This is a genomic window from Vibrio sp. 1CM2L (genome assembly GCF_023161695.1).
Classification (GTDB): domain Bacteria; phylum Pseudomonadota; class Gammaproteobacteria; order Enterobacterales; family Vibrionaceae; genus Vibrio; species Vibrio coralliirubri.
Window position 1 is genome coordinate 886,923 of the sequence record NZ_JALNTT010000003.1, and the last position, 26,197, is coordinate 913,119.

General features: G+C 44.3%; 28 protein-coding genes and 1 pseudogene. 13 read left to right on the forward strand and 16 right to left on the reverse strand.

Annotated features, from left to right (window positions below; genetic code table 11):
- Nucleotides 1–4 precede the first annotated feature (4 nt).
- Nucleotides 5–145 (reverse strand): annotated as a pseudogene (locus MSG34_RS14150) (IS110 family transposase); the annotation flags it as partial.
- Nucleotides 146–300: 155 nt separating this feature from the next.
- Here MSG34_RS14150 and MSG34_RS14155 point away from each other — a divergent pair.
- The 11 genes from MSG34_RS14155 to MSG34_RS14205 all read left to right on the forward strand — a co-directional run bounded on the left by MSG34_RS14155 (nt 301) and on the right by MSG34_RS14205 (nt 6,022).
- Nucleotides 301–684 (forward strand): nuclear transport factor 2 family protein, encoded by a 384-nt coding sequence (locus tag MSG34_RS14155; RefSeq protein ID WP_059019760.1) that lies wholly within the window; start codon nt 301–303, stop codon nt 682–684.
- 133 nt (nt 685–817) lie between these two features.
- Nucleotides 818–1,372 carry a GNAT family N-acetyltransferase gene (locus MSG34_RS14160; protein WP_248338041.1) on the forward strand — a complete coding sequence of 185 codons (555 nt, stop codon included), beginning with the start codon at nt 818–820 and terminating at the stop codon, nt 1,370–1,372.
- Between the two features lie 133 nt (nt 1,373–1,505).
- On the forward strand, nt 1,506–1,712 hold the full coding sequence (locus MSG34_RS14165; RefSeq protein WP_248338043.1) for a hypothetical protein: 207 nt from the start codon (nt 1,506–1,508) through the stop codon (nt 1,710–1,712).
- Nucleotides 1,709–2,191: an ATP-binding protein gene (locus MSG34_RS14170; RefSeq protein ID WP_248338045.1), complete on the forward strand. Its 483-nt coding sequence runs from the start codon at nt 1,709–1,711 to the stop codon at nt 2,189–2,191. Before MSG34_RS14165 ends, MSG34_RS14170 begins: the two co-directional genes overlap by 4 nt.
- A 207-nt stretch (nt 2,192–2,398) precedes the next feature.
- Nucleotides 2,399–2,821: a hypothetical protein gene (locus tag MSG34_RS14175; protein WP_248338048.1), complete on the forward strand. Its 423-nt coding sequence runs from the start codon at nt 2,399–2,401 to the stop codon at nt 2,819–2,821.
- 47 nt (nt 2,822–2,868) lie between these two features.
- Nucleotides 2,869–3,300, forward strand: coding sequence for a hypothetical protein (locus tag MSG34_RS14180; RefSeq protein ID WP_248338050.1), 432 nt, complete (start codon nt 2,869–2,871; stop codon nt 3,298–3,300).
- A gap of 103 nt (nt 3,301–3,403) precedes the next feature.
- Complete coding sequence (locus MSG34_RS14185; RefSeq protein WP_248338053.1) at nt 3,404–3,808, forward strand: DUF1801 domain-containing protein; 405 nt, start codon at nt 3,404–3,406, stop codon at nt 3,806–3,808.
- A 194-nt stretch (nt 3,809–4,002) separates the two neighbouring features.
- Nucleotides 4,003–4,284 carry a hypothetical protein gene (locus tag MSG34_RS14190; RefSeq protein WP_061017995.1) on the forward strand — a complete coding sequence of 94 codons (282 nt, stop codon included), beginning with the start codon at nt 4,003–4,005 and terminating at the stop codon, nt 4,282–4,284.
- Between the two features lie 78 nt (nt 4,285–4,362).
- Nucleotides 4,363–4,878 carry a GNAT family N-acetyltransferase gene (locus MSG34_RS14195; RefSeq protein WP_248338055.1) on the forward strand — a complete coding sequence of 172 codons (516 nt, stop codon included), beginning with the start codon at nt 4,363–4,365 and terminating at the stop codon, nt 4,876–4,878.
- Nucleotides 4,879–5,069: 191 nt separating this feature from the next.
- On the forward strand, nt 5,070–5,528 hold the full coding sequence (locus MSG34_RS14200; protein WP_050645146.1) for a GNAT family N-acetyltransferase: 459 nt from the start codon (nt 5,070–5,072) through the stop codon (nt 5,526–5,528).
- Nucleotides 5,529–5,572: 44 nt separating this feature from the next.
- Entirely contained in the window at nt 5,573–6,022 is a 450-nt protein-coding gene (locus MSG34_RS14205; RefSeq protein WP_017080506.1) for a DUF3291 domain-containing protein, read from the forward strand.
- 33 nt (nt 6,023–6,055) lie between these two features.
- Here the strand turns inward: MSG34_RS14205 and MSG34_RS14210 are convergent, their stop codons facing one another.
- Nucleotides 6,056–6,379 carry a hypothetical protein gene (locus tag MSG34_RS14210; RefSeq protein WP_248338057.1) on the reverse strand — a complete coding sequence of 108 codons (324 nt, stop codon included), beginning with the start codon at nt 6,377–6,379 and terminating at the stop codon, nt 6,056–6,058.
- A gap of 220 nt (nt 6,380–6,599) precedes the next feature.
- Between MSG34_RS14210 and MSG34_RS14215 the strand changes: the two genes are divergently transcribed.
- Both MSG34_RS14215 and MSG34_RS14220 read left to right on the forward strand, forming a co-directional pair.
- Nucleotides 6,600–6,932 carry a YnfA family protein gene (locus tag MSG34_RS14215; RefSeq protein ID WP_004733816.1) on the forward strand — a complete coding sequence of 111 codons (333 nt, stop codon included), beginning with the start codon at nt 6,600–6,602 and terminating at the stop codon, nt 6,930–6,932.
- A gap of 34 nt (nt 6,933–6,966) precedes the next feature.
- Nucleotides 6,967–7,182 carry a DUF6434 domain-containing protein gene (locus tag MSG34_RS14220; protein ID WP_048612037.1) on the forward strand — a complete coding sequence of 72 codons (216 nt, stop codon included), beginning with the start codon at nt 6,967–6,969 and terminating at the stop codon, nt 7,180–7,182.
- 124 nt (nt 7,183–7,306) lie between these two features.
- Here MSG34_RS14220 and MSG34_RS14225 read toward each other — a convergent pair whose 3' ends face one another.
- From MSG34_RS14225 to MSG34_RS14290, 14 genes are all read right to left on the reverse strand, one after another.
- Entirely contained in the window at nt 7,307–8,815 is a 1,509-nt protein-coding gene (locus tag MSG34_RS14225) for an efflux transporter outer membrane subunit (RefSeq protein WP_248338059.1), read from the reverse strand.
- 2 nt (nt 8,816–8,817) lie between these two features.
- Nucleotides 8,818–11,937, reverse strand: a complete 3,120-nt coding sequence (locus tag MSG34_RS14230; RefSeq protein ID WP_248338196.1) for an efflux RND transporter permease subunit — start codon at nt 11,935–11,937, stop codon at nt 8,818–8,820.
- A gap of 10 nt (nt 11,938–11,947) precedes the next feature.
- A complete protein-coding gene (locus MSG34_RS14235; RefSeq protein WP_248338061.1) occupies nt 11,948–13,081 on the reverse strand; it encodes an efflux RND transporter periplasmic adaptor subunit in 1,134 nt (377 codons plus the stop codon).
- 99 nt (nt 13,082–13,180) lie between these two features.
- Nucleotides 13,181–14,059, reverse strand: coding sequence for a LysR family transcriptional regulator (locus tag MSG34_RS14240; protein WP_048611092.1), 879 nt, complete (start codon nt 14,057–14,059; stop codon nt 13,181–13,183).
- 217 nt (nt 14,060–14,276) lie between these two features.
- Nucleotides 14,277–14,936 (reverse strand): sugar transferase, encoded by a 660-nt coding sequence (locus tag MSG34_RS14245; protein WP_248338063.1) that lies wholly within the window; start codon nt 14,934–14,936, stop codon nt 14,277–14,279.
- 9 nt (nt 14,937–14,945) lie between these two features.
- Nucleotides 14,946–16,133 (reverse strand): glycosyltransferase family 2 protein, encoded by a 1,188-nt coding sequence (locus MSG34_RS14250; RefSeq protein WP_248338065.1) that lies wholly within the window; start codon nt 16,131–16,133, stop codon nt 14,946–14,948.
- Nucleotides 16,130–17,230, reverse strand: a complete 1,101-nt coding sequence (locus MSG34_RS14255) for a glycosyltransferase (RefSeq protein WP_248338067.1) — start codon at nt 17,228–17,230, stop codon at nt 16,130–16,132. Before MSG34_RS14255 ends, MSG34_RS14250 begins: the two co-directional genes overlap by 4 nt.
- A 367-nt stretch (nt 17,231–17,597) precedes the next feature.
- On the reverse strand, nt 17,598–19,022 hold the full coding sequence (locus tag MSG34_RS14260) for a Wzz/FepE/Etk N-terminal domain-containing protein (protein WP_248338069.1): 1,425 nt from the start codon (nt 19,020–19,022) through the stop codon (nt 17,598–17,600).
- Nucleotides 19,019–20,137: a glycosyltransferase gene (locus tag MSG34_RS14265; protein ID WP_248338072.1), complete on the reverse strand. Its 1,119-nt coding sequence runs from the start codon at nt 20,135–20,137 to the stop codon at nt 19,019–19,021. Before MSG34_RS14265 ends, MSG34_RS14260 begins: the two co-directional genes overlap by 4 nt.
- The gene (locus MSG34_RS14270) at nt 20,130–20,915 is read right to left on the reverse strand and encodes an acyltransferase (protein ID WP_122081546.1); all 786 of its coding nucleotides are present in this window, start codon (nt 20,913–20,915) and stop codon (nt 20,130–20,132) included. The genes MSG34_RS14265 and MSG34_RS14270 overlap by 8 nt, the downstream gene beginning before the upstream one ends.
- 92 nt (nt 20,916–21,007) lie before the next feature.
- Entirely contained in the window at nt 21,008–22,384 is a 1,377-nt protein-coding gene (locus MSG34_RS14275) for an O-antigen ligase family protein (RefSeq protein WP_048611080.1), read from the reverse strand.
- Between the two features lie 251 nt (nt 22,385–22,635).
- Nucleotides 22,636–23,742: a glycosyltransferase family 4 protein gene (locus MSG34_RS14280; protein ID WP_048611079.1), complete on the reverse strand. Its 1,107-nt coding sequence runs from the start codon at nt 23,740–23,742 to the stop codon at nt 22,636–22,638.
- Complete coding sequence (locus tag MSG34_RS14285) at nt 23,723–25,234, reverse strand: sigma-54 dependent transcriptional regulator (RefSeq protein ID WP_048611077.1); 1,512 nt, start codon at nt 25,232–25,234, stop codon at nt 23,723–23,725. The genes MSG34_RS14280 and MSG34_RS14285 overlap by 20 nt, the downstream gene beginning before the upstream one ends.
- A gap of 223 nt (nt 25,235–25,457) precedes the next feature.
- A complete protein-coding gene (locus tag MSG34_RS14290; RefSeq protein ID WP_248338073.1) occupies nt 25,458–25,862 on the reverse strand; it encodes an Hpt domain-containing protein in 405 nt (134 codons plus the stop codon).
- Nucleotides 25,863–26,197: the final 335 nt, after the last annotated feature.

The following is a 26,197-nucleotide window of genomic DNA, read 5'->3' on the forward strand; positions in this document are numbered from 1 at the left end:
AATTCATATTTGCTATTGTAGTCAGTAGTTTAGAACGGGTTACCGACTTGTGAGTGAGTATGACCTTACCATTTGGGTCTTCGGCATGAAGACTGAAGTGGTTTTTAGCTAGATCGATACCGCAGAAATAAGAATAATCAGACATGGTGCCTCCGATGCATTTAAGTACCACATAAGTGTGGCAGATCCTCGGTAGGGGGAATCCGTGTCATTCATTATGTGACAAGCGTTAATCCATCGCTGGCGAAAGCACTCGATATCTCATATTGTTAGTGTGAAACTTCCCTTCATGAGGCTGCTATGACGAATCAACTTAGACAAAACAAAGACAATGCTATAGCTTTTTATAGAACTGCTTACATGGGTGATCCAGCTAAAGCAGTAGAGTTGTATGTTGGTGATGATTATATCCAGCACAACCCAGTTGTTGCTGATGGTAAGCAGGGCTTTATAGATTACTTTGAAGAAATGTCTCGGGACTATCCAAAAAAGGATATAGAGTTTTTGAGAATTATTGCTGAAGGTGATCAGGTAGCTTTGCATACAAGGCAAACATGGCCTGCTGGTGAAGAGTACGTAACGATGGACTTTTTCCGTTTCGATTCAAATGGAAAAATAGTCGAGCATTGGGATTCAATTCAAGTGGTCCCGAAAGAGTCAGCCAATAATAACTCGATGTTTTAATAGTCACATAACAAGGCGTTCAAGCCGACCTCTAACGCATGGCACTCTCGCTTCGCGAATTGTAGTGCCATCAGCGTTGTGGCGGATTAACTTCGCGTTAGGCAAAAAGAAGAAATATTCAACAGAGGAAGTCATGGAAATAAGAGCTGCAAAACTTGAGGACATCAGTCAAATCGTAGAACTACAGAAATCTTGTCATGTATCTAACTTGGATGAATCTGATAAATGCGATGGTTTCTTAAATACAGTGATGGACGAAGTGCTTCTAACTCAAGTTATCGAGCAAGAGCAGGCTATATATGTTGCTGAACTCAACAATACGATAGTAGCGATGGCTGCTTGTGCTTCATGGAAGTTCTGGGAATGTTCAGAAGGACTCACTTCTGTGGCGAACAAGCTTGGTTCAGTGGTAGTTGGGTGTACCCAACTAAGCTCTTCTAATTCATACTTTTGGGGACCTGTCTGTGTGGGTAAGGCTTGTCGTGGTCAAGGTGTGTTTGAGAAGTTGTTTCGGTTTAGTTGTGAAGTAAGAAGTTCTAAATTTTCTTACGTTTACACGTACGTGCATAAAGACAATGCTCGTTCTTTTGCTGCTCATACCAATAAAGCAGGCTTTAAATATACAAAAGATTTCGATCTCAATGGGCAAACTTTTCAGGAAATGGCGCGCGAAACGAAATTTGCCTAACAACCGCTCAAGATGAATTCCCAACGCTTTGCAGTTTCGACTTACTTGGCTTTAAAGCGTTTATGTCACAGAGGGTTCGGCCATAACGTCACTCACACCTATACATAGTGTTGCTTTCTACGAGGGAATGAACATGAAACAACGACTTTTCAAGAACTTGAAGCTGGCATTAGGGGTTGGCTTTGGTGTTGCCATTCATCAGTACTTTTTTATGACGGATGGTGCGTTTGATTTCTATCGACCACTTGTGGCGTTTGCTTTTACGTTTGTAGTGAGCAGTATTGGTACACTTCTAAAAGAAAGAATCATGCGTAACAAGCAGACTAATGGGGCATCATGACTAAAATCTATTTCGTGTGTGGCTTTATCGGTTCGGGTAAAACGACTTACTCTAAAGCACTTGCAGAAAAGCATGGGGCCTTTCGTTTCTCGATTGATGAGTGGATGATTCCTTTGTATGGCGAGCATATGGAGCGTGAAGTTTTTGATCGCCGGCTGGCTACGTTACAAGGTTTATTCAAGGAGTCTGCAATTCAGCTCTTTTCCTTGGGTGTTCCGGTGATTTTTGACTTTGGTTTTTGGCGTAAGTCTGATCGGGATTCTTTTACAAGCTGGGCATCAAACCTAGGTGTGGACAGCGAAGTTCACTACCTTGATGTTCCCTTTGAGACTTGCAAGCAGAGAGCATTTAATCGTAACTCGGAACTCAATGGTAAGTCTTATGAAATGACACCTGAAATGTTAGATCTGTTTTGGTCTTGGTTTGAGGTTCCAACTTCAAACGAAAATGTTATTTGGGTTCAACAGGAAGCTCAATAAGGTATGCAGTCAGGCGCGCAAGTGAGAAGTGTTTTTGTTATCTAGCTTGTGTTCTAAGTCTTACGTTACATTGGGTTTATGAAAGTCTGAGTCGTCCATCGAATAGTAGTGTAGCAAGGGCATTTCTCATGCCGTATTTTTGGTAATTAGTTCTTCCTGTCGATTATCGAATTTGTCCTAAACCCACTATTAAGGCAGGGAACCCCAATGAATAGAACGCTATGGTTCGCACTCATTTCGCTTTTGTTTTCAATGACAATGGTATTTTGTACATACAGTTATGGAACAGAGAGCCACGTTGAAGTAATCACACTCACTTTAGTACTGTCTGGCCCTCTGATTTTGACCTTTGCGCTTGTTGTCATCTTTTGTGGCGCACCTGTCATTAACAGGCACAAGTTACTTGGAACCGTTGCAATTTGTGTGCATGGATTTACCGCGTCACTGCATGTGCTGTGGAACGGATTTATGTTCGTCGATGTGATTAATAAACAAGGCTTAGGTCCGGGACAAGGTTATTCTGGTTTGATACTTTGGGTTGGTAGTATCAAGGCGATGCTACTTGGTTTGGTTGTGGGAGTATGCCTGCATTACTTGCTACGATTATTTAGAAAGGCTGCAGTAAGATAACTGTTGGCTAGTTAGTGGGTTGTTCGTTGTCTATAGGAGTTGTCGCTGTGTTTTATAGTAAGGAATTCAACAAGGGATTGCTGCTCATCCTTGTTGCGATAAGTGCTTTCATTGTCGTTACCTCTGATAATAACTTCGGGACATTAATTGCTCATGCCATCAATGGTTTAATTGCTTTGCTCTTTTTCTCCATGACCATTGAGGTCAAACACAATGTACTAAGCTGGTATTTCGGCTTTGGTGTTTGGCGTAAGAATGTAGAAGTGTCAGACATTACAGAGACATCGTTCTATCAAAGCAAGTGGTATCAAGGTATTGGTATCCGAATGCTGAGCGATGGCTGGTTGTATAATGCATCTATAGGTTCAGCGCTGAAGTTAAGCCTAAACAATGGAAAGCATGTTTACATTGGTTGTAAGGATACGGACGGTTTAAAGCTGGCCTTGAAAACCGCTAACGAACAGATAACCGAAAAATGATTTATTAGGCATGGCATTTTTTGTTCTGAGTTGGGCTAATGTTTAAGGTTCTATGCTTTAAGTGAGTACACTTTAATATCGCAACAAGTAAATCGGAGGTTCAATGGACAAAGCAATCAAAACACATTTTGACGAGTATCCTGATGATGTTCGAACTCGGCTTGAAGAGTTGCGTTCATTAATCTTTGAGCTTTGCTCTGATTTGGAACTAGGTGAAGTCGAAGAGTCTCTGAAATGGGGCGAACCAAGTTACAACGTTAAGACGGGCAGTCCAATTCGAATCGATTGGAAATTAAAATCGCCAAACAACTATTTCTTGTTCTTTAACTGTCAAACGAAGCTAATCGACACATTCAGAGAATTGCACGATGGCACATTGGTATTTCAAGGTAATCGGGCAATCGTCTTGAACCTAACAGAACCACTTCCCAAAGCACCAATCAAGCAGTGCTTAGAGTTAGCCTTAACTTATCAACAACGAAAACATCTACCGCTTCTTGGCGCGTAACTCTTACGCGCTGTCATTATATTTCTTAAACAGGTTTTCTGTGTTCTAGCTAGCACTCTTTAAAGTGCTAAGACTGTACCATCTTGATTAGTATCAAGAGGCTAGGGAATCTCTATAACCAACGCTGATTGTATTGCTTACCGTTTAAAAAGGTGTTCTAGTCACCTTGTATTTCAAACTTAAAAGGAAGTTGTATGAATTTAGATAAAGCCAAGAAACGTATCGCAAAGCAGGTTAAAAAAGGCGACCACGGATACCCAAAAATCACGTTAGCGTACTACGGAACGACCAAAGATCTCGCAACGGAAGTCGCAGTTCAATTTATGCTGGGTGAGGGCGATGGTGTCCAAGAAGAACGTTTTTCTTGTGAAACCGAAATCCGAGATAATGAACTAATCCAAACGACGTTACTCAAGATAATCGAACGCGCTAATGTGAACTCTGTGATTGAAGTTGAAGGCGTGGCTGTTCTTTAGTTTGCTTTGGTTTGGAAACGAAGCCAATACGAGAACTCAGGTGTATAATCCACATTTTTATCGAATTAGGCAGGACACATGGCGATCTCGTTTGAAACTCAAAGACTAAAAGTAGAAGAAGTTGCAGGTGAACTTGCTGTTCCTGAACGTTCGGCTCTGCTTGAGCGAGTACCTGACATTCTAACACCATCAGTAGTTGAAAACCTTCCACCATACTTTCACGGTATTGTGTCAGGTGAACTGGCTGAAATTTGGCTCGACCGAATGTTGTCGGAGAGCCGCTTACTTCAAGTGAAAACCCACGATAATCAATTGATTGGTTTTCTGTTTGCTTATGTGGAAGAGGAAAGTGATGCTAATATTGGCTACTTGCTTGCAGAAGAGTTTTGGGGCAAAGGTTTAGCAAGTGAGTTATTGCAGAGTTTCATCACAGAAGTCGCAAAAACGGAGTCATGGTTAACACTGATTGGCGGTGTCGACCGTTCAAACATAGCCTCTACACACTTACTTAATAAGCTAGGTTTTGTTGAGCAAGCCTCTGATGAAAGTCCCGTGGTTTTCTATAAATATAAGCTTTCTCGTCTTAACTCTTAATTATTAACTCTGAGCTCTCAGTGCTTAATTTCTAATCCCTAACTCAAGCCATATCTGCGTTTACATTCATCCCCAATGCTTAAGCTCACCAGTTTGATTCAACTTTAGTGTTTACGGCACCATATTTTAGGTAAAGTAGTCGCGTTGCTCACTATTGAGTGAAGCGTTATTCGTGAGAACAAGAAGCTTATATGGAAAATATTAGAAAAGCCCAAGCATCTGATTTAGCGTCAATCCAAGAGCTAGCGAGAGACACAATCAACGCTTGTTACCGTTCGTTTTTGGGCGACGAAGGTGTGGATTGGTTCATCAACAGTGGTGAGTCTGATAAAGAAGTTGAGAAACAACTCTCAAATTGTGTCGTGCTTGAATCAAATAATCAGATTCAAGGTTATTGTGCGTTTGAAAATGACTTCGTACATATCTTAATGGTTTCCCCGAACATTCAACGTTCAGGCTTCGGTGCGGCTCTTCTCAAGCATGTTGAGAACGAGATGAGCACATTAGGCCATCAACATTATCGTCTTGAAACATTCAAAGGAAATGAGCAAGCGATTCAGTTTTATCTGAAAAATGGTTGGTCGATTGATAGGGAAGAAACCGACGAAGAGTTTGGATTTGTTAGGGTTTACTTGAGTAAGAACGCCTAACAAAACGTCGCTTATTACTCATGATTTATCAAGGAAGAAACGTTATGAAATTAGCTCAGTTGAATATCGCTCTGGCAAAATACCCGTTAGATGCGCCAGAAATCAAAGAGTTTGTCGATAACTTAGAGTTGGTTAATGGAATTGCAGAAAGCAGTGAAGGGTTCGTTTGGCGTCTGAAAGATGAATCTGGTGACGCCACCAACATCCAAGCTTTCGATGATCCTAATATGATCGTGAACATGTCGGTGTGGGACTCTGTGGATTCGTTAAAGAACTTCATGTTCCGCACACATCACCGTGATTTCATGCGCCGAAAGGGGGATTGGTTTCATCGTTTACCTGAAGATACTTATGTTCTTTGGTGGATCGAAGAAGACCATATTCCCACACTCGAAGAAGCGATTGAGCGACTTGAACACCTCAGAGAAATCGGTGATACGCCGTATGCCTTCACTTTTAAAACCAATTTTACAGAGTCAGAAGCGCCAAAGTAGCATTTGTCTAACCAACGTTATGTTCCATTGAAACTAAAATAGGGGCATCTGTGGTGTGTGTGAGCTGTTGATGTTGGATGGATCATCGACAGCTTGATAGTACTCAACCCAAACCTTATTGCTTCTAGGAAACTCTCGTTTCAAAACTTTCTTAACGTGTTTTCGAGTGCTTGCTACATCACCAGTAAATGTATGGTTGTGATAACCAGTTTCAATGATCTGAAACTGTGTGTCACCAAGGCAATAAAGCAGAAAGCCACGGTCTCTTTTGTACGTTTTAAAGTGCACGGCTTCCTTAGGTTGTAAGCACTTAAGCTGCTTTTCGACTAACGTTAGTACTTGGGATATATGAATCATTTGTCGCTCACTCTTGTAGTGAATGAGACAAGGTTATCAAACAGATAAGCTTCGGAAATATCAAAAAATACTGAACATGCGTTTAGTGAAGGCTTGGTCTGTTGGGCGTAAGTGGTGACGGGGTTAAGCGTTAACAGAGCTTAGGGGTTAACAAAGCCAAGGTATTAGCAAAGCTTAAGTATTAACAGTGTATTCTCATTTAAACAGATAAAGGTAAGTTGTGATTGAATTTAAAACGGTCGGTCTTTTTGTACTGACGGCGGTCGCCGAGATTGTAGGGTGTTATCTACCTTATCTTTGGTTGAGAGAAGACAAGAGCATTTGGTTATTGATTCCTGCTGCGATAAGTCTCGCGTTGTTTGCTTGGTTATTGACGCTTCATCCTACCGCGACAGGGCGTGTTTATGCGGCCTATGGCGGTGTGTATATTTCTGTTGCCCTGATATGGCTGTGGCTTGTTGATGGCGAAAAGCCGACAACGTGGGATCTGGTCGGTGGTTCAGTAGCACTACTCGGTATGGCGATTATTATGTTTGGCCCTCGAAACGCGTAGTGCATGCATTGATATGACAGGAAGAGAATAAACCATGGAAAAGGTTGATTGGCACAAGAATCAGATTGATGACAGTACCGTCATAACGGAAAGCTACAAAACGACTCAGAACGTGCGTCGATATTTTAAGTCCAAGCTTGGCGAAGAGTTTAAATTTGACCGTGATTTTATGCAGTGGATGAACAATGCGACAGGATTGACTATGGGTGATGCCTTACAAGAGTGGGCGAAGCGTAACGATATAAAGTAACGGATTATCTCGTTGGTAAACTCATCTACCAGCTAACCAGTTCATAAAAATACCGCCGTAATCAACGGCGGTATTTTTTATTATGCTTATTGCATTATTCAGCTGAGAACATAAAGCAGAGAGCCTAGTTAGCGTGAGCTAATTCAACACTCTGCGTTTCATTCGCGACTTTCCAATCGCCACCTAAGGCTTTATACACGGCAATCGTGGTGTTGGCGGTTTGAAGCTTGGCGGCTACTTGGCGATCTTGCATCGATTTTTGTTGTCTTTGTGCATCTAACACCGATAAGTAATCGACTAGGCCCGCTTTATAGAGTGACTTTGCCTTGCTCACTGCGTTATCGACGGCGAGGGTGGCTTCATCGATGCGCTTTTGGTTTTCTTGGCTGCGGCCATAGGCAAACAAGCTTGAATCGACTTCTGCAAAGGCGCTGTCTACCGAGTGTTGGTAGTTAAGCGCAGCAGAACGGAACCTTGCTTCGTTCATTTCCACCAAGGCTTCACCTCGGCCACCATCGAATACATTCCAACTGATGCCTGCAGAGGCCGCCCAACCGAACGAGTCGCTACTGAATAGGTCATCAAAACTTCCCGCAGTCACACCTGGTGAGCCTGTTAGGAAGAACTTTGGGTAGCGATTGGCAATGCTTGCGCCGAGTTCTTCGTTAATGGCTGCCATTTCACGCTCTGCAATTCGGATGTCTGGGCGTTGTTCTAACAAGTCAGAAGGTAAGCCTGTCGGGATCACATCGTTCATTCGCGGCAAGGTAAATTCACCCGCTAAACGTTGGTTTACGTTCTTAAGCGACTCGCCTAATAAGACTGCCATGCGTTGTTTGTGTACTTGCTCTGCGATTTCAAGTTGAGGAACAATGGATTCAGTCGCGGCAAGCATGGCTTTGGCTTGAGCAAGATCTAACTCAGAGCCGTAGCCGCTGCGAACCACTTTGGTGACCAATTCTAAAGTCTGCTTTTGGTCGGCAATGTTCTCTAGTGCGATCGTTTTTCGCTCTTGAGCGCCACGATATTGCAGGTAGTTGTGAATGACATCGGCGGTGATCAAGGTATTCAAACCCGATTGGAATATCTCGGCTTGTTCAACTCGAATCGTCGCCGCGTTGGATTGCTTATCGATACGTCCAAACAAGTCCATTTCCCATGCGATGCTTGCACCTAAGAACCCGCCATCGTGTTGCGCTTCCAGCAACGACATCCCCGTTGCTGATTCAACCGCATCAGAGGCGCCAAATACCGGGCCGAGTAGGGAGTCGTTTTCACTCAGTTGGTAGTTGTAATATCCGCCACCGACATTGATGGTCGGGACTTTGAATGATTCAACAACGCTTTTGTATGAGGTCGCCATGTTGATTCGCTCGGCGGCCAGTTTAAGTGGGATGTTCTGGTTTTGAACATCGGCCACTAACTGATTGAGCGTAGGGTCATTGAACTGTGTCCACCAATGATTGTGCTGTTCGTTTTGGCTCACGCCGTCTTGGTTCACATCACCTTGGCTATATAAGAAGGTCTCAGCCATGGTCGTTTGTGGTTCTTCGTCATCGGGGCCAACCGCACAACCTGTCAGCAACAAGGCAAGAGCAATAGGAGCCACTTTAAACTTCGTTAATGGATACATGTTTATTGCTCCTTGTTGAATGAGGTTGTAGTGCCGCTGTTTGTAGACTGAGGTGTTGCATCAAGCACGATCACGGCGTCTTTAATGGCTTCCGCTACCGTCTTTTTTTCTTCAGTTCGATAGAAAAGTTTGTACAGCGCAGGCATTACAAACAGAGACAACACGGTTGCTGCAGCCAAACCACCGATAATGGTTGCCGCCATCTGGTCAAATAGCAGGTCACTAAGCAGCGGGATCATGCCAAGTGCTGTGGTGAGCGCGCCCATTGAGATCGCCATTGTGCGGTTCACGGTTGCTTCTTTGATTGCATCAGACAGTGAGCGACCGTTTTTACGTTCAAGCTCGATTTGGTCCATCAATACAATGCCGTTCTTGATGATCATACCGGTCAAGGTTACAGCGCCAATCAATGCCATGAATCCGAATGGTTTATCCAACAGCAATAAGCTGAATGTTGCACCCGTCGCCGCAAGCGGTAGGGTGGTAAAGATGATCACTGGCTGTTTGAAGCCGTTAAACATCGCCACTAAGATAATCACCATCAACAGCATTGCTTTAGGTAGCTGCTTAAGAATATCGCTGACGGCTTTGTGCTCGTCGTAATATTCGCCGCCCCATTCCAAGTGGTAACCATCTGGAAGGTGGATGGATTCAATTTGCTCTTTAACCGAGTTTCTTACCGCTGCAGGAGTGGTGTAACGACCAACGCCAGCTTGTGCAGTGATGGTTTTTACACGGTCACGACGCCAAATCATGGTCTCTTCACTGGTCAACTCAAAGCCATCAATGACTTGACCAAGTGGAACGCTGTGGATGCCCAACAGAGAGCGAACCGGCAGCGTTTCAAGCGATTGAATTGAGCTCTCTGTACCACGCAGTTGAATCGTGACTAACTCGTCGTTCAAGTTCATACGACCCAGTGGCATGCCTTCTGACGCACGTTTCATCGCGAATGCAATGTCGGCACGGTTAATACCCGCAAGGCGCATCTTGTCTTGGTTGATTACGGGTTCTAATACCTTGCTCTTTTGTCGCCAGTCGTCACGAACGTATTTGGTGTCTGGATGACGAGCAAAGATCGCTTTTGCTTGCTCTGATAAGCCGTGCAGCACCTCGACATCTGGGCCGGAGAAACGCGCTTCAACACTGAACTTATCGGCAGTCGCAAGTTTTAAGCTTCTAAAACGAGGATCGGCGTTTGGAAACTCTTCCATTAACCATTTGTCACCACGCGCAATCAGCGGGCTGAGTGATGGGAAATCCGTCGCGTTAATCAAGATCTGACCGTAAGCAGGGTCAAACGGTTCTGGCTCAATGGTTACTGAGAAGCGAGGAGCACCAGCACCAACGTACGTTGAAATACTCTCGACTTCTGGCTGTTCTAACAACCACTGTTCGATGCGCTTCATGTCCTCTGAGGTTTGTTCAACCTTGGCGCCATTTGGTAGCCAGTAGTCTAGGAATAGGATGGGCCTGTCAGCTTGTGGAATGAAGTTAACCGCGATGCTCGGCACAGCTAATGCCGTCACTAATATCAGCGGAATAATCCCCGTTAGTGCTTTGAGTGGGTTATCTACCGTCCAGTTTACACTCTTACGGTATAAGCTCACTTTGGTGTTGTCAGCTTGTTTGCTTGGCTTGATAAAGAACCAACACATTAAAGCCGTGAAGGTCATCGCGACGAGCCAAGACAATAACAACGAAGAGGCGATGATAAGGAATACCGAGCTTGCGAACTCAGCGGCATCGGTTTTTGAAAAGATAACAGGGCTTGCACCCATGATAGCGATAACTGTTGCGCCAAAGAGTGGTGTTGCTGTCTCTTTAACAGAATCAATTGCGGCTTTAGTACGGTCGACGCCTTTGTTGATTTTCACAATCATCATATCGGTGATGACAATCGCGTTATCCACCAACATGCCGAGCGCAAGAATGAACGTACCTAGCGAAACTCGGTGTAAATCAATTGACGCGATGTTCATGTAGATAAGCGTCAACAAGATAGTCAGCAGTAAGCTTGAGCCGACGATGGTAGCGCTTTTTAGTCCCATGAATATCGATAGGACGATGAACACAATCGCGACACTTTCAAGTAAGTTTTGTACGAAGTTATCGATCGATTTCTGAACTTCTTCAGGCTGGTTTGCAACCGTCGAGATATCAACGCCTAACGGCAGGGTTGCTTGAAAATCGCTGACGATTTGATTGATTTCATCACCAAGTGATACCACGTTTACGCCGGTGACTGGGCTCATCGCTAATGTGACTGCAGGTACGCCGTTGTAGCGGTTCTCCGTTATCATTGGCTCTTGGTAGCCCATTGTGACGTCTGCAATATCGCCTAAGCGGATTAAGCTGGTTCCTAATTCACTCACGCCGCCTTTGAGCATCAGGTTTTTGATGTCTTCTAATGAACCAAACTCACTCGACTGTTGAACTCGGATTCGTTCCGTTCCTGCTGAAAATTTGCCCGCATCAAAGGTCATGTTCTGAGTATTAAGCTGTGACCAAACTTGTGTGATGGATAAACCGTATTGCGCCAATCTTTCGTCTGGAATATCGATATGAACAACACGTGGCTGAACACCGTGTAACTCAATCTTCTTAATACCATCGACGGTTTTAATTCTACGTTGGAGTTCTTCTGCGTAACGTCTTACCTCAGCAGGCGAAGCATCTCTGCTGTGGATAGAGAAAAGCATGCCGTAGACTTCAGAGAATTCGTCTTGTACAACACTGATCTGCGCCGTCGAAGGCAATAACAGCTTCATGTCAGACACTTTACGGCGCAACAAGTCCCACTCTTGTGGTAGTGCTTTTGAATTTAGAGACTCTTTAAGGTCAACAAACACCATCGACATGCCCGGACGAGACAGTGAACGCAGTCGGTTCAATGACCCCATCTCTTGCAGTTTAGTTTCGACGGTATCGGTGACTTGTTGCTCCACTTCTTCTGCAGAAGCGCCGGGGTAGAGTGTCACTACAACGGCCGTCTTGATGGTGAAACTTGGATCTTCGAGCTTGCCAAGATCAAAGTAAGAAAACAGGCCTGCGATAACACTCAATGCAGTGAAAAACAGGATGAAGGTGCGTTGTTTGATCGCAAAATCAGCTAGATTCATCATGATTTACCTACAGGCTCTTAACTTGAATATCAGAGAAGTGTTGGCCTTCCATGACGTACTGAGCACCACTTACCACAACGAAGTCGCCATCGCTAAGCGTAGATTCAACACACACGGTATTTTGGGACATCGAAACCACGTCCACAGTCACGCCATGCGCTTGTTCGTTTTGAACGGTGAATACTTGCTCGATACCCGATTGGTTGACGATCGCTGAATACGGTAAGCAGAAATTATGGGTTGGTTCGCCAAGTTGAGTCGTCAGTGTGACGGCTTTGCCCGGTAATACAGATTTGTCGGCTGACTCTACATGGTAAGTCACCGCGTAGGTCTGCTTAATAGGGTGGGGAGACGTGGCAATTTCAGTGGCGTACCCAATCAGTTTTTCCTCTGAGCCATACCAGTTGATACCAGCGGTTTGATTCGGTTGGAATTCATGAATTAAGTTTTCTGGTACTTGGATTTTAACTTCAAGCTGATCAGGGTTGTGGATGGTGAAAACTGGAATGCCCGGCAGAACTTGTTCAAATTGATCGAAGTTAGATGCCGCGACCACGCCGTCAAATGGCGCAAGCAGTTGGGTGTAACGAATCGAATCTTTTGCGCGGCGTATGTTTTGTTCAACCACTTTAACCGCCGCTTCACTTCTTTCGTAGCCGCTGATTGCGCGGTCCAGATTAACATCAGCAATCGCGTTGTCAGCAATGGCTTGTTTCACTCGAGCAAGTTCAGTTTTAGCTAGCTTGTGTGCGGATTTTGCTTCAAGAGAACGGGCTTGCAATTCTTCCAATGCCACTTGGTAATCGTGCGGGTCGAGTTGTGCCAATGGTTGGCCTTTCTTAACTGAATCGCCAACAGAGACCATCATGTTTTGAATAGTGCCGGGTACACGAAACGCGACGCCAGCCGTTTCTGATGACTGCAATTTGCCTGTGAACGATTTTTCAACCTGATGAGAGAGAGGCTTAAGTTGGATAACTTGAATCGGGCGCGTTTGTTTTTGAGCTATCGTCGCCTCAGAGTCATTACAGCCAAACAGAGCCGTTAGGCTTAGCGCAATGACTGTGTATTTGAAGATAGGTGTCTGCTGAAAGATAGAAGAACGCTGCAAAACAGATGAATGTTGAGATATAGGCTTCATGGATTACTCCTGTCAATTTATGGAGTAATTCTATCTTTCAGTTTTGTTTAGATAATCTAGTCTATTCGCGAAACACTGTCATGATATTCGTTACAATAACTAAAGATTTGGAAGTTCTTGTAATAGAAAATCAATCAAAAGTTGAGCAGAATGACTCAGCGCTTTGCGTTGCGGGTAGAGTAGCCATGCTTCTTCTTGTTGAAGGTTCTGGTCAGGGAACAGGTTAATCAAGGTTCCGTCTTTGAGTTGTTGTCGTACCAAGAGTTCCGGCAGTAATGCGATGCCTCTGTGACGTGTCGCACCACCGATCACGAAGCCGATACTGTCACTCACCACCGAAGGCTCGACCTTGATGATGTGGTCTTTGATGTCCCATTGCTTGTCGATGTCACCACTTGGCCATCGAAAACACACAAAGGGGTAGTTGGTGAGCTCTCTTAAGCTTGAAGGCGTGCCTTCTTTCTCTAGAAATTCAGGGCTGGCGACAAAAACACGCTGTAAAATCATAACCTTGCGCGCCACTACATTAGCATCACTCAACGTACCACCGTGCATTGCGAGATCTAACCCTTGTCGGTACATATCGACAAAACCATTGCTGATCGTTCGAATATCAAGCTCGATCTTTGGGTACATATCTTGGAATTTAAACAGCGTCGATTGCATGATGTCGCTGGTTTCTGGCAGCAGCCCAATCTTAACTTGCCCGTGTGCAACTTCTGATAGGTTGGAGGCGATATGGTTCGCTTTGTCGAGCGCACTTAACGCATTGAGTAGCTCTTTATAATAAAGCTCGCCAGATTTCGTTAAGGAAAGGCTGCGTGTGGTTCTAAAGAACAATTGGATGCCAAGAGATTTCTCAAGGTCGTTAATTCTGCGGCTAACATTAGCGCGGGGAAGGTCAAGTGCATTGGCAGCAGCAGTAAAACTACCCAGTTCGACAACGGTGGTAAACAGCTTAAGATCTTCGATTTTCATAACAACGGCATTTAATCGTTTTTAGAACAGTATGTTGGCATCGTATACCAATTGGATTTTAAAATCGAAGCGTTCTTTAAGTTGGCTTGTTTTGAGGCAGTAAAAAGCCAGCCGATAAATCATTATCAAAGCTGGCTTGGTGTTCACATCGGACAAGACTGCTCTATTTACCACCTTGGACTAAGCAGCTTGTTCTTTCACCTTAGACCATACTGGTTTAGCGACCTCGACCATCTACCATTACGATGATGGTTTTAGAAATGATGCTTAGATCAGCGGCAATCCAAGACTTAACAGAACATAGGCTTAGTGCGTAACTGTGGTCAAAACCCACTTTACGACGTACATCATCAATACAGGTGTCGTAACCTTGATTCACTTGAGCAAGCCCTGTAATACCCGGCATTACACCGTATGTACGGTCGGCAAAGTAAGGGATTTCGTTCTCTAGTTTGGTGTAAAAAGTAGGGCGTTCAGGGCGTGGGCCAATTAGAGACATTTCACCTTTCAATACATTGATCAGTTGTGGGAGCTCATCAAGACGTGTCTTTCTCAAAAAGCGGCCAACGGGTGTGATTCGTGGGTCATTTTCGGTAGCCCAAACTGCACCAGAGCGAGTTTCTGCATCTTCGTACATGCTACGGAATTTCATGATCTCAAAGATTTCCATTTTCTCTGGTGTCGATTTACCAACACGCAGTTGACGGTAGAAAATAGGGCCACGAGAAGTGAGTGCAATCGCCATCGCAATCAACGGAAATACGGGCGCTAGCAAAATCAAAGCAATCAGTGAGCTTACGAAATCGAAAGTACGTTTAGCACGTGAGATTTTGTATTGGTATAGGTTTTGGGTAGATAGCTGTTCAATGTTCATCATAATAAGTCCTTAATGATTCGCTCGTGTCCAAGGTGAGTTTTCTAGTCCGATTAGGTAACGAATGCCACCAATGAAGTTGGCATAGTGTCCAACTATCAAATAAGAGATTAATGAAATAGGTTTGTTTACTAGACGCTTTGGCAAGATGCAGCCAAGGACGCCAATGGTATAAACGGCAACTTGAGCCCATAACAGCGCTTCAAATACCAAGTAGTTTCTAAGTAAGATTGAGCACACTAAGCACACAATCATTAAATAGGGCGTGATCAGGCGAAGTCCTTTTCCTGAGAAGAACGCAAACGCGATGCCTTTGAACTTCGGGCTGAACAAGCCAAATAATCGAATCGCTTGTTGCATGTTGCCCGCTGAGATACGAAGCCTTCTTTTGAAGTCTGTTTCTAGGTTCGATTCTTCTAGCTCTAATGCCACCATTTGGGTTTCGTATTCTGCGATGTAACCTTGTTTAACGATTTGCATTGGTAAAATGAAATCATCATTAATCGTGTTGAGTGGAAGTAGTTCAAACAGGTTTGTTCTAAACAAGTAGAAAGCGCCATGAGAGCCCAAGCTAGAACCTAACGAAGCCTCTGACTCTTTAACCGCGGTTTGGTACTGCCAATACGTGTTTTCGCCTTCATTGCCTGTTGGACAAAGTTGATAGGTTGCGTTTACCACTCCAACCTTGTCACTTTCAAAATGAGCGGCGGCTATAAGCAACGCATCCAATGAAATAAGGGCAGAAACATCACTCATCGCTGTGATATCACTAGTTATACGTGTCACTTCTTCATTAACAACCGCGACTTTACCTCGGTTTACTTGATGGTCATGTATCTCAAAATAGACATCACTACACATCGCTTCTTGTATAGTCATTTGTGCAATGGCGACTGTGTTATCGGTACAACCATCACAAGCAATAATCACTTGTAGCTTCTTTTTTGGGTAATCGAGTGAAGCAAGGTTACGAATCTTGTCTGCGATCCACTGTTCTTCGTTAAATGCAGGAACAAGAACGGTGATGGTCGGTAACGTACAATCTTGCTGTCCCTCTTTGTAACAACGATGACTCTCTTCAACTTGACGTGCAGGGTGGCTTTTCGCGTACCAGCGCAGTAGCAAAGGGTAGGCTGCGTGATGATAGACAATCAACGCGCCTGAAAACAAACAAAGTCCCGCAAGTAGCCAATCGATCATGCGTAAGCTCCTTCTGAGATATCATTGTAAGACGAAACCATTTTGATGATGTCGAAGTTCTCAAGAACGTAGTGTCTAGGTGATAAAAAGCGTTCATTTTGATTCTCTAACAAGGCATTGGCTAACCCTGTAATGCTGCCTTTTTTAACGAGTGTTCCGCTTATAGGGCACAAGGTTTCATCGACAGCACCAACGTCCATAGCGACGGTTGGAATATTGCATGCTTGAGCTTCGAGTGTAGAAAGCGGCAGACCTTCGTGGCGTGAAGGTAGGCAGAAGGTGTCCAACGCTCCGTAAAACGTGGTCATATCCTCAACTAGGCCAAGAAAGATCACTCGGTCACCCAGATTCAAGCGGCTAGTCAGTTGCTCTAATTGATTGCGTTTAGTACCGCCGCCAGCCAATACGACAACCATGTTTTCAGGTAAAAGAGTCAGTGCCTTAATAAGTTGGTCTTGGCCTTTCACATGTTCTAGTCGACCTGCACAACCGATGATGTGTTTGTCTGTCGGCAGGTTTAGACTTACTCTCGCATGTTCTTTCGACATTGGCTTAAACTTCTCGCAATCCACGCCGTTTTTGATGGTAATGATGTTCTCATAAGAAAAAGCGGTGCGTAGTTGGTTATAAACACGTGTTGCGTCGGCAACTAATGTTGGCTGAGCAGCTTTTAAAGCAAGCGCTTGTAATCGACGACGTTTGTTGTTGTTCAGATGCCAAGCGTCATGTTCGGTATGAATTCGAGTTGGAACCCCTGTTACGCGAGCGGCATAACCAGCGTATAACAGTGGGCCTATATGATGGGTATGAACAACATCAGGGCGAATCGCATTGAAGGCTTTAATTAGCTTAATAATGATATTGAATTGTACGCCTGGCGCTTTATCCAAAAAGACGATTTGCTCTTTGTATGGCTCTAGCTTCGGCCAGTTGTTTATAGACTCTTGTTTTGTACCCTCTAAACTGACAATCAACACTTGGTCTGTTGGTTTAGCAAGGCGCAGCAAATCCAGAGTTAGGGTTTCTAATCCACCCGGTGCAAGGTGCTGAACAACGTGTATGATCTTTTTGCCATGCTTCGTTAAATGCGTATTCATAGTTTGGACCCTGCCTTTATAATTCTTGTTTCGCCTTTCTGACGTTTCTCGTGAAGTAAATTCTTTAAAACGTTTAACTACACAAGGAGATTGCAGGAGTTGTGCCAATTAAATAACCTATATTTTTCATGCGTTTAGATTGTTCAATTCTAGGGCGGTTTTCATTTCTCAAAATGGGAGTCAAAACAAAATACGATTGAATGCAGTTTGAAACATAGGGCTTGGGTAAATCGAAAGTGGGATTAATAATTGGGGCCTTAAACAAACACAACGCCAAGCGAGTGTTGGCGTTTTGCTCTAGGAAGCACGAAGCTAGGAAATTAAAAAGCTAAGAAGCTAGCAAGTCAAATTATGGCTTTGAGGCTGACTAGCTCATTTTAGGGATCACCGTAATCACTGGGACGCCTAAGATCTCTTCGATTTCGTCTTTACGTTTGATTGAAGAGTCAAACAGTTCAAACAACACAGCTAAGCCAACACCCAATCCGATACCTGCAACGAATCCAGCCAGAATAAAGACAAAAGTCGGCATGTTAGATTTGATACTCGGTGTGAAAGGCAAATCAATAATCTTCACACGTTTGTTTTGCTCGAATACACCAAGCGAACCCGTTAGCTGAGCCATTTCATAACGTTCTGTCAGTTCATCATATAGTTGACGTTTGATTTCAACTTGACGTTTAAGGCGGTACATCTCTTTTGCATTTTCGCCGAAGTTATTGGCCTTATGTTCTAATTCGAAAATCATAGTACGAAGGCTTTTGGTCTCTTCGGTTAAAGACTCAAAGCGAGCACGGACCAGTTGTAGGCTGTGTAATTGAGTGACCAAAAGAGGTTGGGTATCAGAAAGTTTGTTCAGTGTCGTACTACTTGCGATGTCCCAAAGCTGGTCGCTGTTCATCGTTGGCTGGGTTACCTCGAGCAAACTCTTACGTTCATTCTCTAGTCTGTCTAACTCACGCACTTTAGCTTGCACAGCACTGTGTTTGTCCGTGTATTTTGCTTGTAACAAGGTTAGGTCGCTTCGAATGTCGATGATCTGGTCTTCTAATTTACCGATCACAGGGTTGGTTCGTGAAAGTTGTTGGTCGATTGACCCTAAACTTTTTTCGACACCCGATAACTCTGCCTCTTTTTCCGCCAGTGTTTGTTTGAGTGAAGCTAAGCGATTCAAACTTTGGCTTTGTACCTCAGGTGTCGACTGGACGTTTTCGTTCATGTACAAGGCCAAAGCTTCTTCCGCTTCTTCTAGTTCCACACTCCGTTTGTCGATATGAATTTTTAAGAAGTTACTTGAGTCTTCAATCGATGAACGTTCCGGCGCGAGCAACTGTTCAATGAAATGTTCACTCACCGAGCGCAGCGTCGCTTCCATTCCTGTTGGTGTGTTGGAGGTTAAGCTTATCTTTAGAAAGTCTTTCCCAAGCTGAGTTACCGATAAACGCTGAGACAGGTCAGTAATGATCTCTTGTTTCTCAATTTCAGGCATATCTGGTGTGGTTAATTGCAGTTCATCAGAGACCGAGTAAAGCACATGTCGACTGTGAAGTAGTGTTCTCAACGCGTTAAGGCGGTCTTTGAGCATGGTAGAAACGGCGATGTCTTCCAAGAATGGATTCATCTTGGCCGTTTCTTGAATCAACATACTGGTATGCGCGTCATATTTAGTTGGAGCCAACTTGCTCACACCAAAGCCTACAAATGGCAAAATAAGCATTGGCAGAACGATAACGTAGCGTTGGCGCCACATCGCATTGATGATAACTAATAACCGCAATTTCAGATTATTCATAATAGCTCCAACATCCAATGTACGAAGTTACCACGGTTTTGCCAGCTCTCTTGTTCGACGACAGAGATAGGTGAATTGCTCAGTTGGCGTGCATGATCAAGCGCCCAAATCATTTGGTTGGCACTACCAACCGTGGTTACGTGCTCTTGATATGGAACCAAAGCAGGGAACGGTGTTGTGATAATGGGTGTGCCAGCCGCAAGGTATTCCATTAGTTTGAGTGGGCTACAAGCTCGGATCTGCTCGTTATCAACAAACGGCAACAAGCTCACATCCCAGTGTTGAGAATAGCTTGGTAGCGTGTGGTGTGGACGAGGGCCAAGATAATGTACGTTACTCAACTTAGGCAGCATGAGCGTATCAAGCTCGTTTGGGCCAATGAAAACAAAGTCCCATTCCGGCATCGCATTCGCAACATGATCAATAATTTCATAATCAAGCCATTTAGAAAGGCTGCCATAAAAACCAGCAATAGGGCGGTGGTTGCTTGGTAAATCTTTTGCTCTGGGTGCGGGTGTTGAAAATAGGTCTACGTCGACACCATGTGGTAGCAAGTGCGCTTTATGCTTTGGAAATTTATCCATCAATTTTTTGCTAGCCGCGAATATAAGCGTAGATTTTTCGATTAGCTCTGATTCGTGCTGTGCAACGGTGTCATGATCAACACCAGCCAGCGCACTAAAATCATCACCGCAGTAATAAACCACAGATGACTCGCCTAAGTGTCCGCACAAATCAACAGCGGTCGGAAGAGAAGTCCATAGGATAGGCGCGTTAAGATTAAGCTCTGCAATAACTGGTTTTAGTTGGTGCAACATCATTTGCTGAGCCAACTTTCTAGAAAATTTAGAAGCAGGCGCAGGGATTGTCTTTAAGTTAACGATAGTAATGTTGTCGTGCCCCTCAGAGTCGAGCATGTTTTGAGTAACGGCTTTGGTTTTACCAAACAACTTGTTGAACGCTCGGCTTACATCTTTGGCGGACAGCTTCGGTTGTCTTAAGCCAATAGAGTTGACCCATAAGACTTTGTGTTGCTTAGCAAGGTGACGAACTAAATGTTGAGTCGATGAAGGTAGGCCACCAAAGTCTTCACCAAATACGATTAAATCACGCATGGTCACCTCCATGAGTCTCTAACGAATCGAACATATCGGATTCTGTCACTTCAACGGGTTTAATGTGACCGACAACTCGAGCTGGGTTGCCGCCTGCGATTGAAAAGGCCGGGATATTCTTTGTTACTACGCTGCCTGCCGCTATAACGGCACCTTCGCCGATGGTTACGCCACCTTTAACCGTCACATTAGTGCCCAGCCAAACATCGGGTTCAAGAATGATGTCGCCGATTTGCTGAGGATCATCGCCTTCACCTAGTGCTCGACGTTTTGCATCAAGCGGGTGTCCGGAGTATCCAAATAGGAAAGCGCCGCCTGCGATTCGTACGTTGTCAGAGATAACCACTTTACCTCCAACAGCGATAGTAGACTGCCAACCGATGTCGACGTTGTTACCAATCGACAATAGTGGGTGCTCCAAGCCTTCAAGTGGCTGAGTACAACCAGAGAATGTCGTGTGGCCAGAGATACGGCAGTTGTCGCCAATCGTAATTTGCACCGGACCACTGACGAAAGGCAGTCCACCATACAAATACAGGCGCTTGCCACATTGAGCCACACGACCTTTGAAAGCAGGTGTCCAGTAGAAGAATCGAGTAAAGCCGGAAACCAAACTCACCACTAACTTGTGCGCTTGATATAGGCAACGATTAAGTATTTGAGGGGTAGGTAGCTCTGCGCTTCTGATGTCTTTCAAAATGAAAAACACATTTCTAATTCGAGAATTAGGATGAAACTTAAGCCAATGTTTGAATTGATGTATAGATACTGACGTCATAATGAAAATCCTCTTTTTTGTTATATAGAAGTACTTTCATATATTGTGCCATTTAATAAATACAATACTTTCAATAGGTTAAAATGTGGCTTTTAGGTTTTCTCATTTTGACAGGCAGTTTGAGATACGTTTGAGACGCAAACTGTGAGTGCTGCGAGGATATAAATCGGCCAGTTGAAGCCTTGAGTCAAAAATGTACCCGACACGATTGTTCCAATCAGACCTGCATAGATCGCATAGGCGACCGCATTGAGTTCGGGTGCGATTTCTGTGGTCGAGTTTTTTAATCTCGCGAGCGTAGAGCGAGAGGTTTTGATCAAAGAAACGATAAGACAAACAAAAATGATCAGACCAATAAAGCCTGTTTCTGCTAACACACCAAACCAAGTACTGTGAACGGCGTGATTCAGTCCGTCCCAGTGCGAACTATAAAAGAAGTAGTTCGAGAAGAAGTTGTTCAACCCTACGCCAGTCAGAGGATTCTCAACTGCCATTTTTACTGCTGCTTCCCACGCATAGATTCGCCCCATTGCAGATTCATCGATACCTTGTTCAGCTGCACCACCAGAAGACCTGTCTGAGATCCCAGCAACCAAGTAGAGCACCACGGCCGCGACAGTTCCTACCGAGATTAACAGGACTTTAGAGCGCACTAGTTTCCACGCAAAAATACCAATCACCGCAATACAACCCAGCAATCCGCCACGGCTTTGAGTGGCAATAATGGCGGCGAGCAGTAACAGACAAACTAAGGCACTGATTAAACGTTTAGACCTTGAGATACCAGACGTAGTGGCTTGGCTTATCGTAAAGGCAAGTGGAAACATCAGTACCAGAGCTAGGTCGTTCGGGTCACCTAACATAGAGCCAAAGTCGCGGCCAATAGTCACGCGTGAGCCCTCAACAAGCCCGATACCATTTACTGAGTTGTACACGGCAATAGAGCTGACTAAAGCGCCAGCGTAGATAATCGTCATCGCGGTTTTTGCGAGATTTTCCGTGGTGTTTACTAACCAAGTAATCGCAAGCGTCATCACGATGATTTTCCAGTAAACACCTTTGAATTCCGCTAGAGCAATCGGTCTGTTAGACGCGAAGATAATACCAATGAAAACCAACACCCAGAATATTGCGAGCCAATTTAAACAAGGGTGCCAGAAGATTTTAAGTTCTTTACTGATTAATGCATGCCAGAGAAGAGCCGACAGAGCGCCTAATGAAAGCATCAACGGTATTTTTAACGAATAGAGCTGAGGTATGGCTTCGTGAATTCGGAAAAATGAAAAGACTACGAACAATAGAACTAACCAGAATGTTTTGTTTAACACGAATAACCCGGCCAATGGCACAAGAGCGAGCGCCACAATGACAGCGGGATGAGGCACAAAGTACCAAACAACACCAAGCCCAACACACAAGGTGCTGATCGTGATGATGACTGGCAATCTATTAGCTTCAGGGTTGACCATTGTGACCTCTATTGGCAAATAAACTCTTTATGACTCGGCTCGCTACCTTTTTAGACGTAGTTACACCTGATGTTAAAGATTGCAAAGTGAGTGCCAGTTATGCATTTTGTTTAACTGACTGATTTAATGTTGGATTATTAAGTGAGGGCTTAGTCTTGAGGTGAGTTTTGTCATTTTGAGAATCAGTATAAAACTGACTAAAGTACTTAAATCATCAAGCCCAAATGACCAGTTAACTACTAAGACGAGTATTAACGGTCGAGTTGATAGATTTCCAACAACTGCGGGACAACGGCTTGTGGCGAGTATTGGTTTTTCACGGTTTCTATCGCGTTACTCTTGAGAGAGTCACGTTGTTCGCTCGTCAATGACATCCACAAAGATAAAAACTGTTCTAGCTCGGCTTCGGTGTTAGCGAGGTAACCATTAACTTGCTGCTCAATGAGCTTAGGCAAGTTACCAACTGAGGTGGCGAGAACGGGAATGCCGCGAATCATGGCTTCTAATGCCGCCATAGGTAAGCCTTCGAAGCGAGAAGGGATGATTAACAGATCGATTTGGCCCCAGACGGAGTCCATATTGGTCTGATGCCCATGAAAGGTCACATTATCAGGCTGCGATTTAACTAAGACGTCCATTTCTGGTCCGTCACCAAAAAGCTCAAACCGAACATCAGGAAACTGTTTGGCTAATGCAACAAATCGATCAGGCGCTTTCTCATGGCTCAATCGCCCCACAAAACCAACATGGAATGGACTTGATGAACGGGAGTTTGTTAACCCAGTTGGGACTTTAACAAAGTTATTCAATTGATAGGTTTTACTCGGCACTTTCGCTTTAATCTTCTCACTGACCACGAGCGACTGATCAGAAAGAAAACTGCTGTAACGGTCGAGCCAGTCATAAAGCCACACTTTACCTGTTGGGGTTTCACCAGCGTGATAAGTGGTGATTTGCTTTGTGTTGTTGAAACGAGGTGGGAGCTTGATTAACTTGCTGACCAAGCTGGCTTTGTAACCATGAGCATGGATAAGCCTTGGCTGATAATGTTGAACTGCACGTTTAAGCTGTGTCGCACTATTGCCACTTGAATCTGCAGAACATGAGGCTAAATCGGAGAGGTAACTAAAAGGGATGTTCAGCGCATTCAACTTTTCTACGATGATCGCTTCAGGACTAAACTTAGTTAAAAGAACGATTCGAACAGCCTCTGCATACTGAACGCTTTCAGATATCAAGCCTTGTGCTAATTCTAAAACATGCGTTTCTATACCTCCAAAAGTTTGGCTGTCGATCAACAGCCAAATCTCATGAAGGTTTACGTCGAGTACACCTTGGTTAGGCTTGATTGTACTCATCTTCCGATTCCCAAGCCTGTTTCTTACGATAAACAGTAGAAGGGCTAAGTTCTAACAGCACAGCAGCGTTTAACACATTCCCATCGCAATGATTGATGGCATGTTGAATGGCTTCACGTTCTATTTGCCACATTGGACGAATAGCACCTTCGCTTGTGGTAAATGCAGGCGTCATCGGCTCGTTGTGAGTTTGAGCAACTGACGATTGCTCCAACTCTTCCGGAGTAATCGGTGGCAACTTAGCTTCTGGTGCTTCAACAACAGCAGGTTGGGGCGCAGTTACTCGAATTGGTGTCACTGATTTAGATGATGGAGCTGCATCTACTTTATTAATCGGAGGCGGTAACATGTCTTTAGTCACGCTCGTTTCATTGTTCAACACCACGATGTTACGGATGATGTTTTGCAACTGACGCACGTTGCCTGGCCAAACGTAACGTTTAAGTAGTTTCTGCGTTTCTTTGTCTATTGATTTAAACTTCTTCTTGTCTTGCTTCGCGTACAGCTTCAAGAAGTGATTAGACAGGGTGACGATGTCACTTCCTCGTTCACGAAGCGGTGGCATTTCGATAGGCACAACGTGAACACGATAGTAAAGGTCTTCTCTGAAGCGTCCTTCTTCTACCTCAACCAGTGGATCGCGGTTGGTTGCACAGATAATTCTGACATCCACTTTAATCTCGCGGTTGCCACCAAGTGGGGTAAATGTACCGGTTTGCAAAAATCGTAGGAGCTTCTTCTGCATCTCCAGTTCCATTTCACAAAGCTCATCGAGAAATAGGGTGCCGCCATGCGCTTGCATCGCTGCACCTTTACGGTCGGTTGTCGCACCGGTAAACGCACCTTTAACGTGGCCGAAGATTTCACTCTCCATTAGGTCTCGCGGGATAGCGCCACAGTTAATAGCCACGAAGGGTTTGTCATTACGTTGGCTCTCTTGGTGAATCGCTTCCGCACATACTTCTTTACCGGTACCACTTTCGCCGTTAATAAACACGCTGGCAGTGGTTGGTGCTACCGAATCAATGATCTTGTAAACCGCCTGCATAGGTAGGCAAGAGCCGATGAAATTATGAAAGCGGTCACGATCGAACTTGCTTTGCATGTTATCGACAAGGTTTTCGAGTTTCGCTCTTTTTAGATGTAAGCGAACAGAAGTCTTGAGTCGATCGGCTTGAATGGGTTTCTCTAAGAAGTCTTCTGCACCGCGCTGGATAAGGTCTACCGCGATGTTTACTGAACCATGCGCTGTCGCGATAATGACTGCGGTCGGTATTTCATTCGCACTAATCCAATCTAAGACTTCTTCGCCTGGCATGTCGGGCAGCTTAAGGTCGAGAATAACAAGCTGTGGAGAGTGCCTTTCAATGAAGGTCTTAGCTTCCGCACCTGTCTCGACATGAAATATGTCGTAGGGCTCGTCTTTAACGTACTGCTTGTAGAGTACGGCGAGTGAGGTGGAGTCTTCAACTAACAATACCTTAGGGCGCATTGTGTATTCCTTTTGAAACTTTATCCTAACCAATCAATAACATAGTGATATGCAACCATCAATACGAGTCTTGTGTATTTGTTATCTACCGCATGCAATCTTTTAAGATGCGGCCTGTATAACTTCTGACATTGCTGTTCATTATGGAGCACATCTAATGGCGACTATATTAATAACGACTGTTTTGAGTTTTTAATCTGCTACCGATAATGAGTATGCAAAGCTAGCTGAAGCCTGCCTCTTTCCTTTCAAGCAAGGCTTTTATTGAACGCTCTGCGAGCTCTAGTAATACATCAACTTGTCGAAATGCAGCATCATGACTCTGTTCTAAGCATTGTTTTTCTAAAGCGCGAGCTAATTCACCCAAAGGGCGATTACCTAACGAAAGCGCTGTGCTGCCGAGAGTGTGGACCTCGAACTCAAGCATTTGAGCGTCTTTCTGAGTGACAGCCTCTTTTATGGCTACCAAGCGTGTTTGTGATTCTTCGACATAATGGTCGATCAAGATAGGGATAATGTCCGCACTGGTATCGCGAATCATTTGCTCCAGAACGCTTTCATCGACAAGCTCGCTCACTTGTTGTGAGTTTTGATGGGTAGCTGCGTCTGCCGCTAAAGTAGAATTCATCAAACTAAGTCCTTTTGTTGAGCTTAATATCCGTGAGTACTATTAAGTTCTAGTCATTTTCTAGAATAATTTCAACTGGTTGCCGTACAAATAGCGCATTTATTTGGCATCTCGTTCATCTTGCTACTGGCTTTGTGACAAACCTAACGGACTGATTTAATTTTGTTTTCTCTTATGAAATATAAACTTAGGTGCCTATAGGGCCTAAGGTAGAGATATTGCTCAGGATAAAACGAGGCCAATACAAATAAAAAAGACCACTGCAGTGAATTAACAGCAGTGGTCTTAGAGCGGTTTATGTAGTTTAGGTTAATCTAAATAGCAATAACTCAAAT

Excerpts from the sequence above, each read along its gene's own strand:
- MSG34_RS14280 (WP_048611079.1), bottom strand. The coding sequence starts at position 23,742 with ATGAGTACAATCAAGCCTAACCAAGGTGTACTCGACGTAAACCTTCAT.
- MSG34_RS14220 (WP_048612037.1), top strand. The coding sequence starts at position 6,967 with ATGGAAAAGGTTGATTGGCACAAGAATCAGATTGATGACAGTACCGTC.
- MSG34_RS14165 (WP_248338043.1), top strand. The coding sequence starts at position 1,506 with ATGAAACAACGACTTTTCAAGAACTTGAAGCTGGCATTAGGGGTTGGC.
- MSG34_RS14235 (WP_248338061.1), bottom strand. The coding sequence starts at position 13,081 with ATGAAGCCTATATCTCAACATTCATCTGTTTTGCAGCGTTCTTCTATC.
- MSG34_RS14170 (WP_248338045.1), top strand. The coding sequence starts at position 1,709 with ATGACTAAAATCTATTTCGTGTGTGGCTTTATCGGTTCGGGTAAAACG.
- MSG34_RS14175 (WP_248338048.1), top strand. The coding sequence starts at position 2,399 with ATGAATAGAACGCTATGGTTCGCACTCATTTCGCTTTTGTTTTCAATG.
- MSG34_RS14230 (WP_248338196.1), bottom strand. The coding sequence starts at position 11,937 with ATGAATCTAGCTGATTTTGCGATCAAACAACGCACCTTCATCCTGTTT.
- MSG34_RS14260 (WP_248338069.1), bottom strand. The coding sequence starts at position 19,022 with ATGAATAATCTGAAATTGCGGTTATTAGTTATCATCAATGCGATGTGG.
- MSG34_RS14185 (WP_248338053.1), top strand. The coding sequence starts at position 3,404 with ATGGACAAAGCAATCAAAACACATTTTGACGAGTATCCTGATGATGTT.
- MSG34_RS14195 (WP_248338055.1), top strand. The coding sequence starts at position 4,363 with ATGGCGATCTCGTTTGAAACTCAAAGACTAAAAGTAGAAGAAGTTGCA.
- MSG34_RS14190 (WP_061017995.1), top strand. The coding sequence starts at position 4,003 with ATGAATTTAGATAAAGCCAAGAAACGTATCGCAAAGCAGGTTAAAAAA.
- MSG34_RS14285 (WP_048611077.1), bottom strand. The coding sequence starts at position 25,234 with ATGCGCCCTAAGGTATTGTTAGTTGAAGACTCCACCTCACTCGCCGTA.
- MSG34_RS14210 (WP_248338057.1), bottom strand. The coding sequence starts at position 6,379 with ATGATTCATATATCCCAAGTACTAACGTTAGTCGAAAAGCAGCTTAAG.
- MSG34_RS14200 (WP_050645146.1), top strand. The coding sequence starts at position 5,070 with ATGGAAAATATTAGAAAAGCCCAAGCATCTGATTTAGCGTCAATCCAA.
- MSG34_RS14275 (WP_048611080.1), bottom strand. The coding sequence starts at position 22,384 with ATGGTCAACCCTGAAGCTAATAGATTGCCAGTCATCATCACGATCAGC.
- MSG34_RS14245 (WP_248338063.1), bottom strand. The coding sequence starts at position 14,936 with ATGATGAACATTGAACAGCTATCTACCCAAAACCTATACCAATACAAA.
- MSG34_RS14225 (WP_248338059.1), bottom strand. The coding sequence starts at position 8,815 with ATGTATCCATTAACGAAGTTTAAAGTGGCTCCTATTGCTCTTGCCTTG.
- MSG34_RS14205 (WP_017080506.1), top strand. The coding sequence starts at position 5,573 with ATGAAATTAGCTCAGTTGAATATCGCTCTGGCAAAATACCCGTTAGAT.
- MSG34_RS14255 (WP_248338067.1), bottom strand. The coding sequence starts at position 17,230 with ATGAATACGCATTTAACGAAGCATGGCAAAAAGATCATACACGTTGTT.
- MSG34_RS14250 (WP_248338065.1), bottom strand. The coding sequence starts at position 16,133 with ATGATCGATTGGCTACTTGCGGGACTTTGTTTGTTTTCAGGCGCGTTG.
- MSG34_RS14160 (WP_248338041.1), top strand. The coding sequence starts at position 818 with ATGGAAATAAGAGCTGCAAAACTTGAGGACATCAGTCAAATCGTAGAA.
- MSG34_RS14265 (WP_248338072.1), bottom strand. The coding sequence starts at position 20,137 with ATGCGTGATTTAATCGTATTTGGTGAAGACTTTGGTGGCCTACCTTCA.
- MSG34_RS14155 (WP_059019760.1), top strand. The coding sequence starts at position 301 with ATGACGAATCAACTTAGACAAAACAAAGACAATGCTATAGCTTTTTAT.
- MSG34_RS14270 (WP_122081546.1), bottom strand. The coding sequence starts at position 20,915 with ATGACGTCAGTATCTATACATCAATTCAAACATTGGCTTAAGTTTCAT.
- MSG34_RS14290 (WP_248338073.1), bottom strand. The coding sequence starts at position 25,862 with ATGAATTCTACTTTAGCGGCAGACGCAGCTACCCATCAAAACTCACAA.
- MSG34_RS14240 (WP_048611092.1), bottom strand. The coding sequence starts at position 14,059 with ATGAAAATCGAAGATCTTAAGCTGTTTACCACCGTTGTCGAACTGGGT.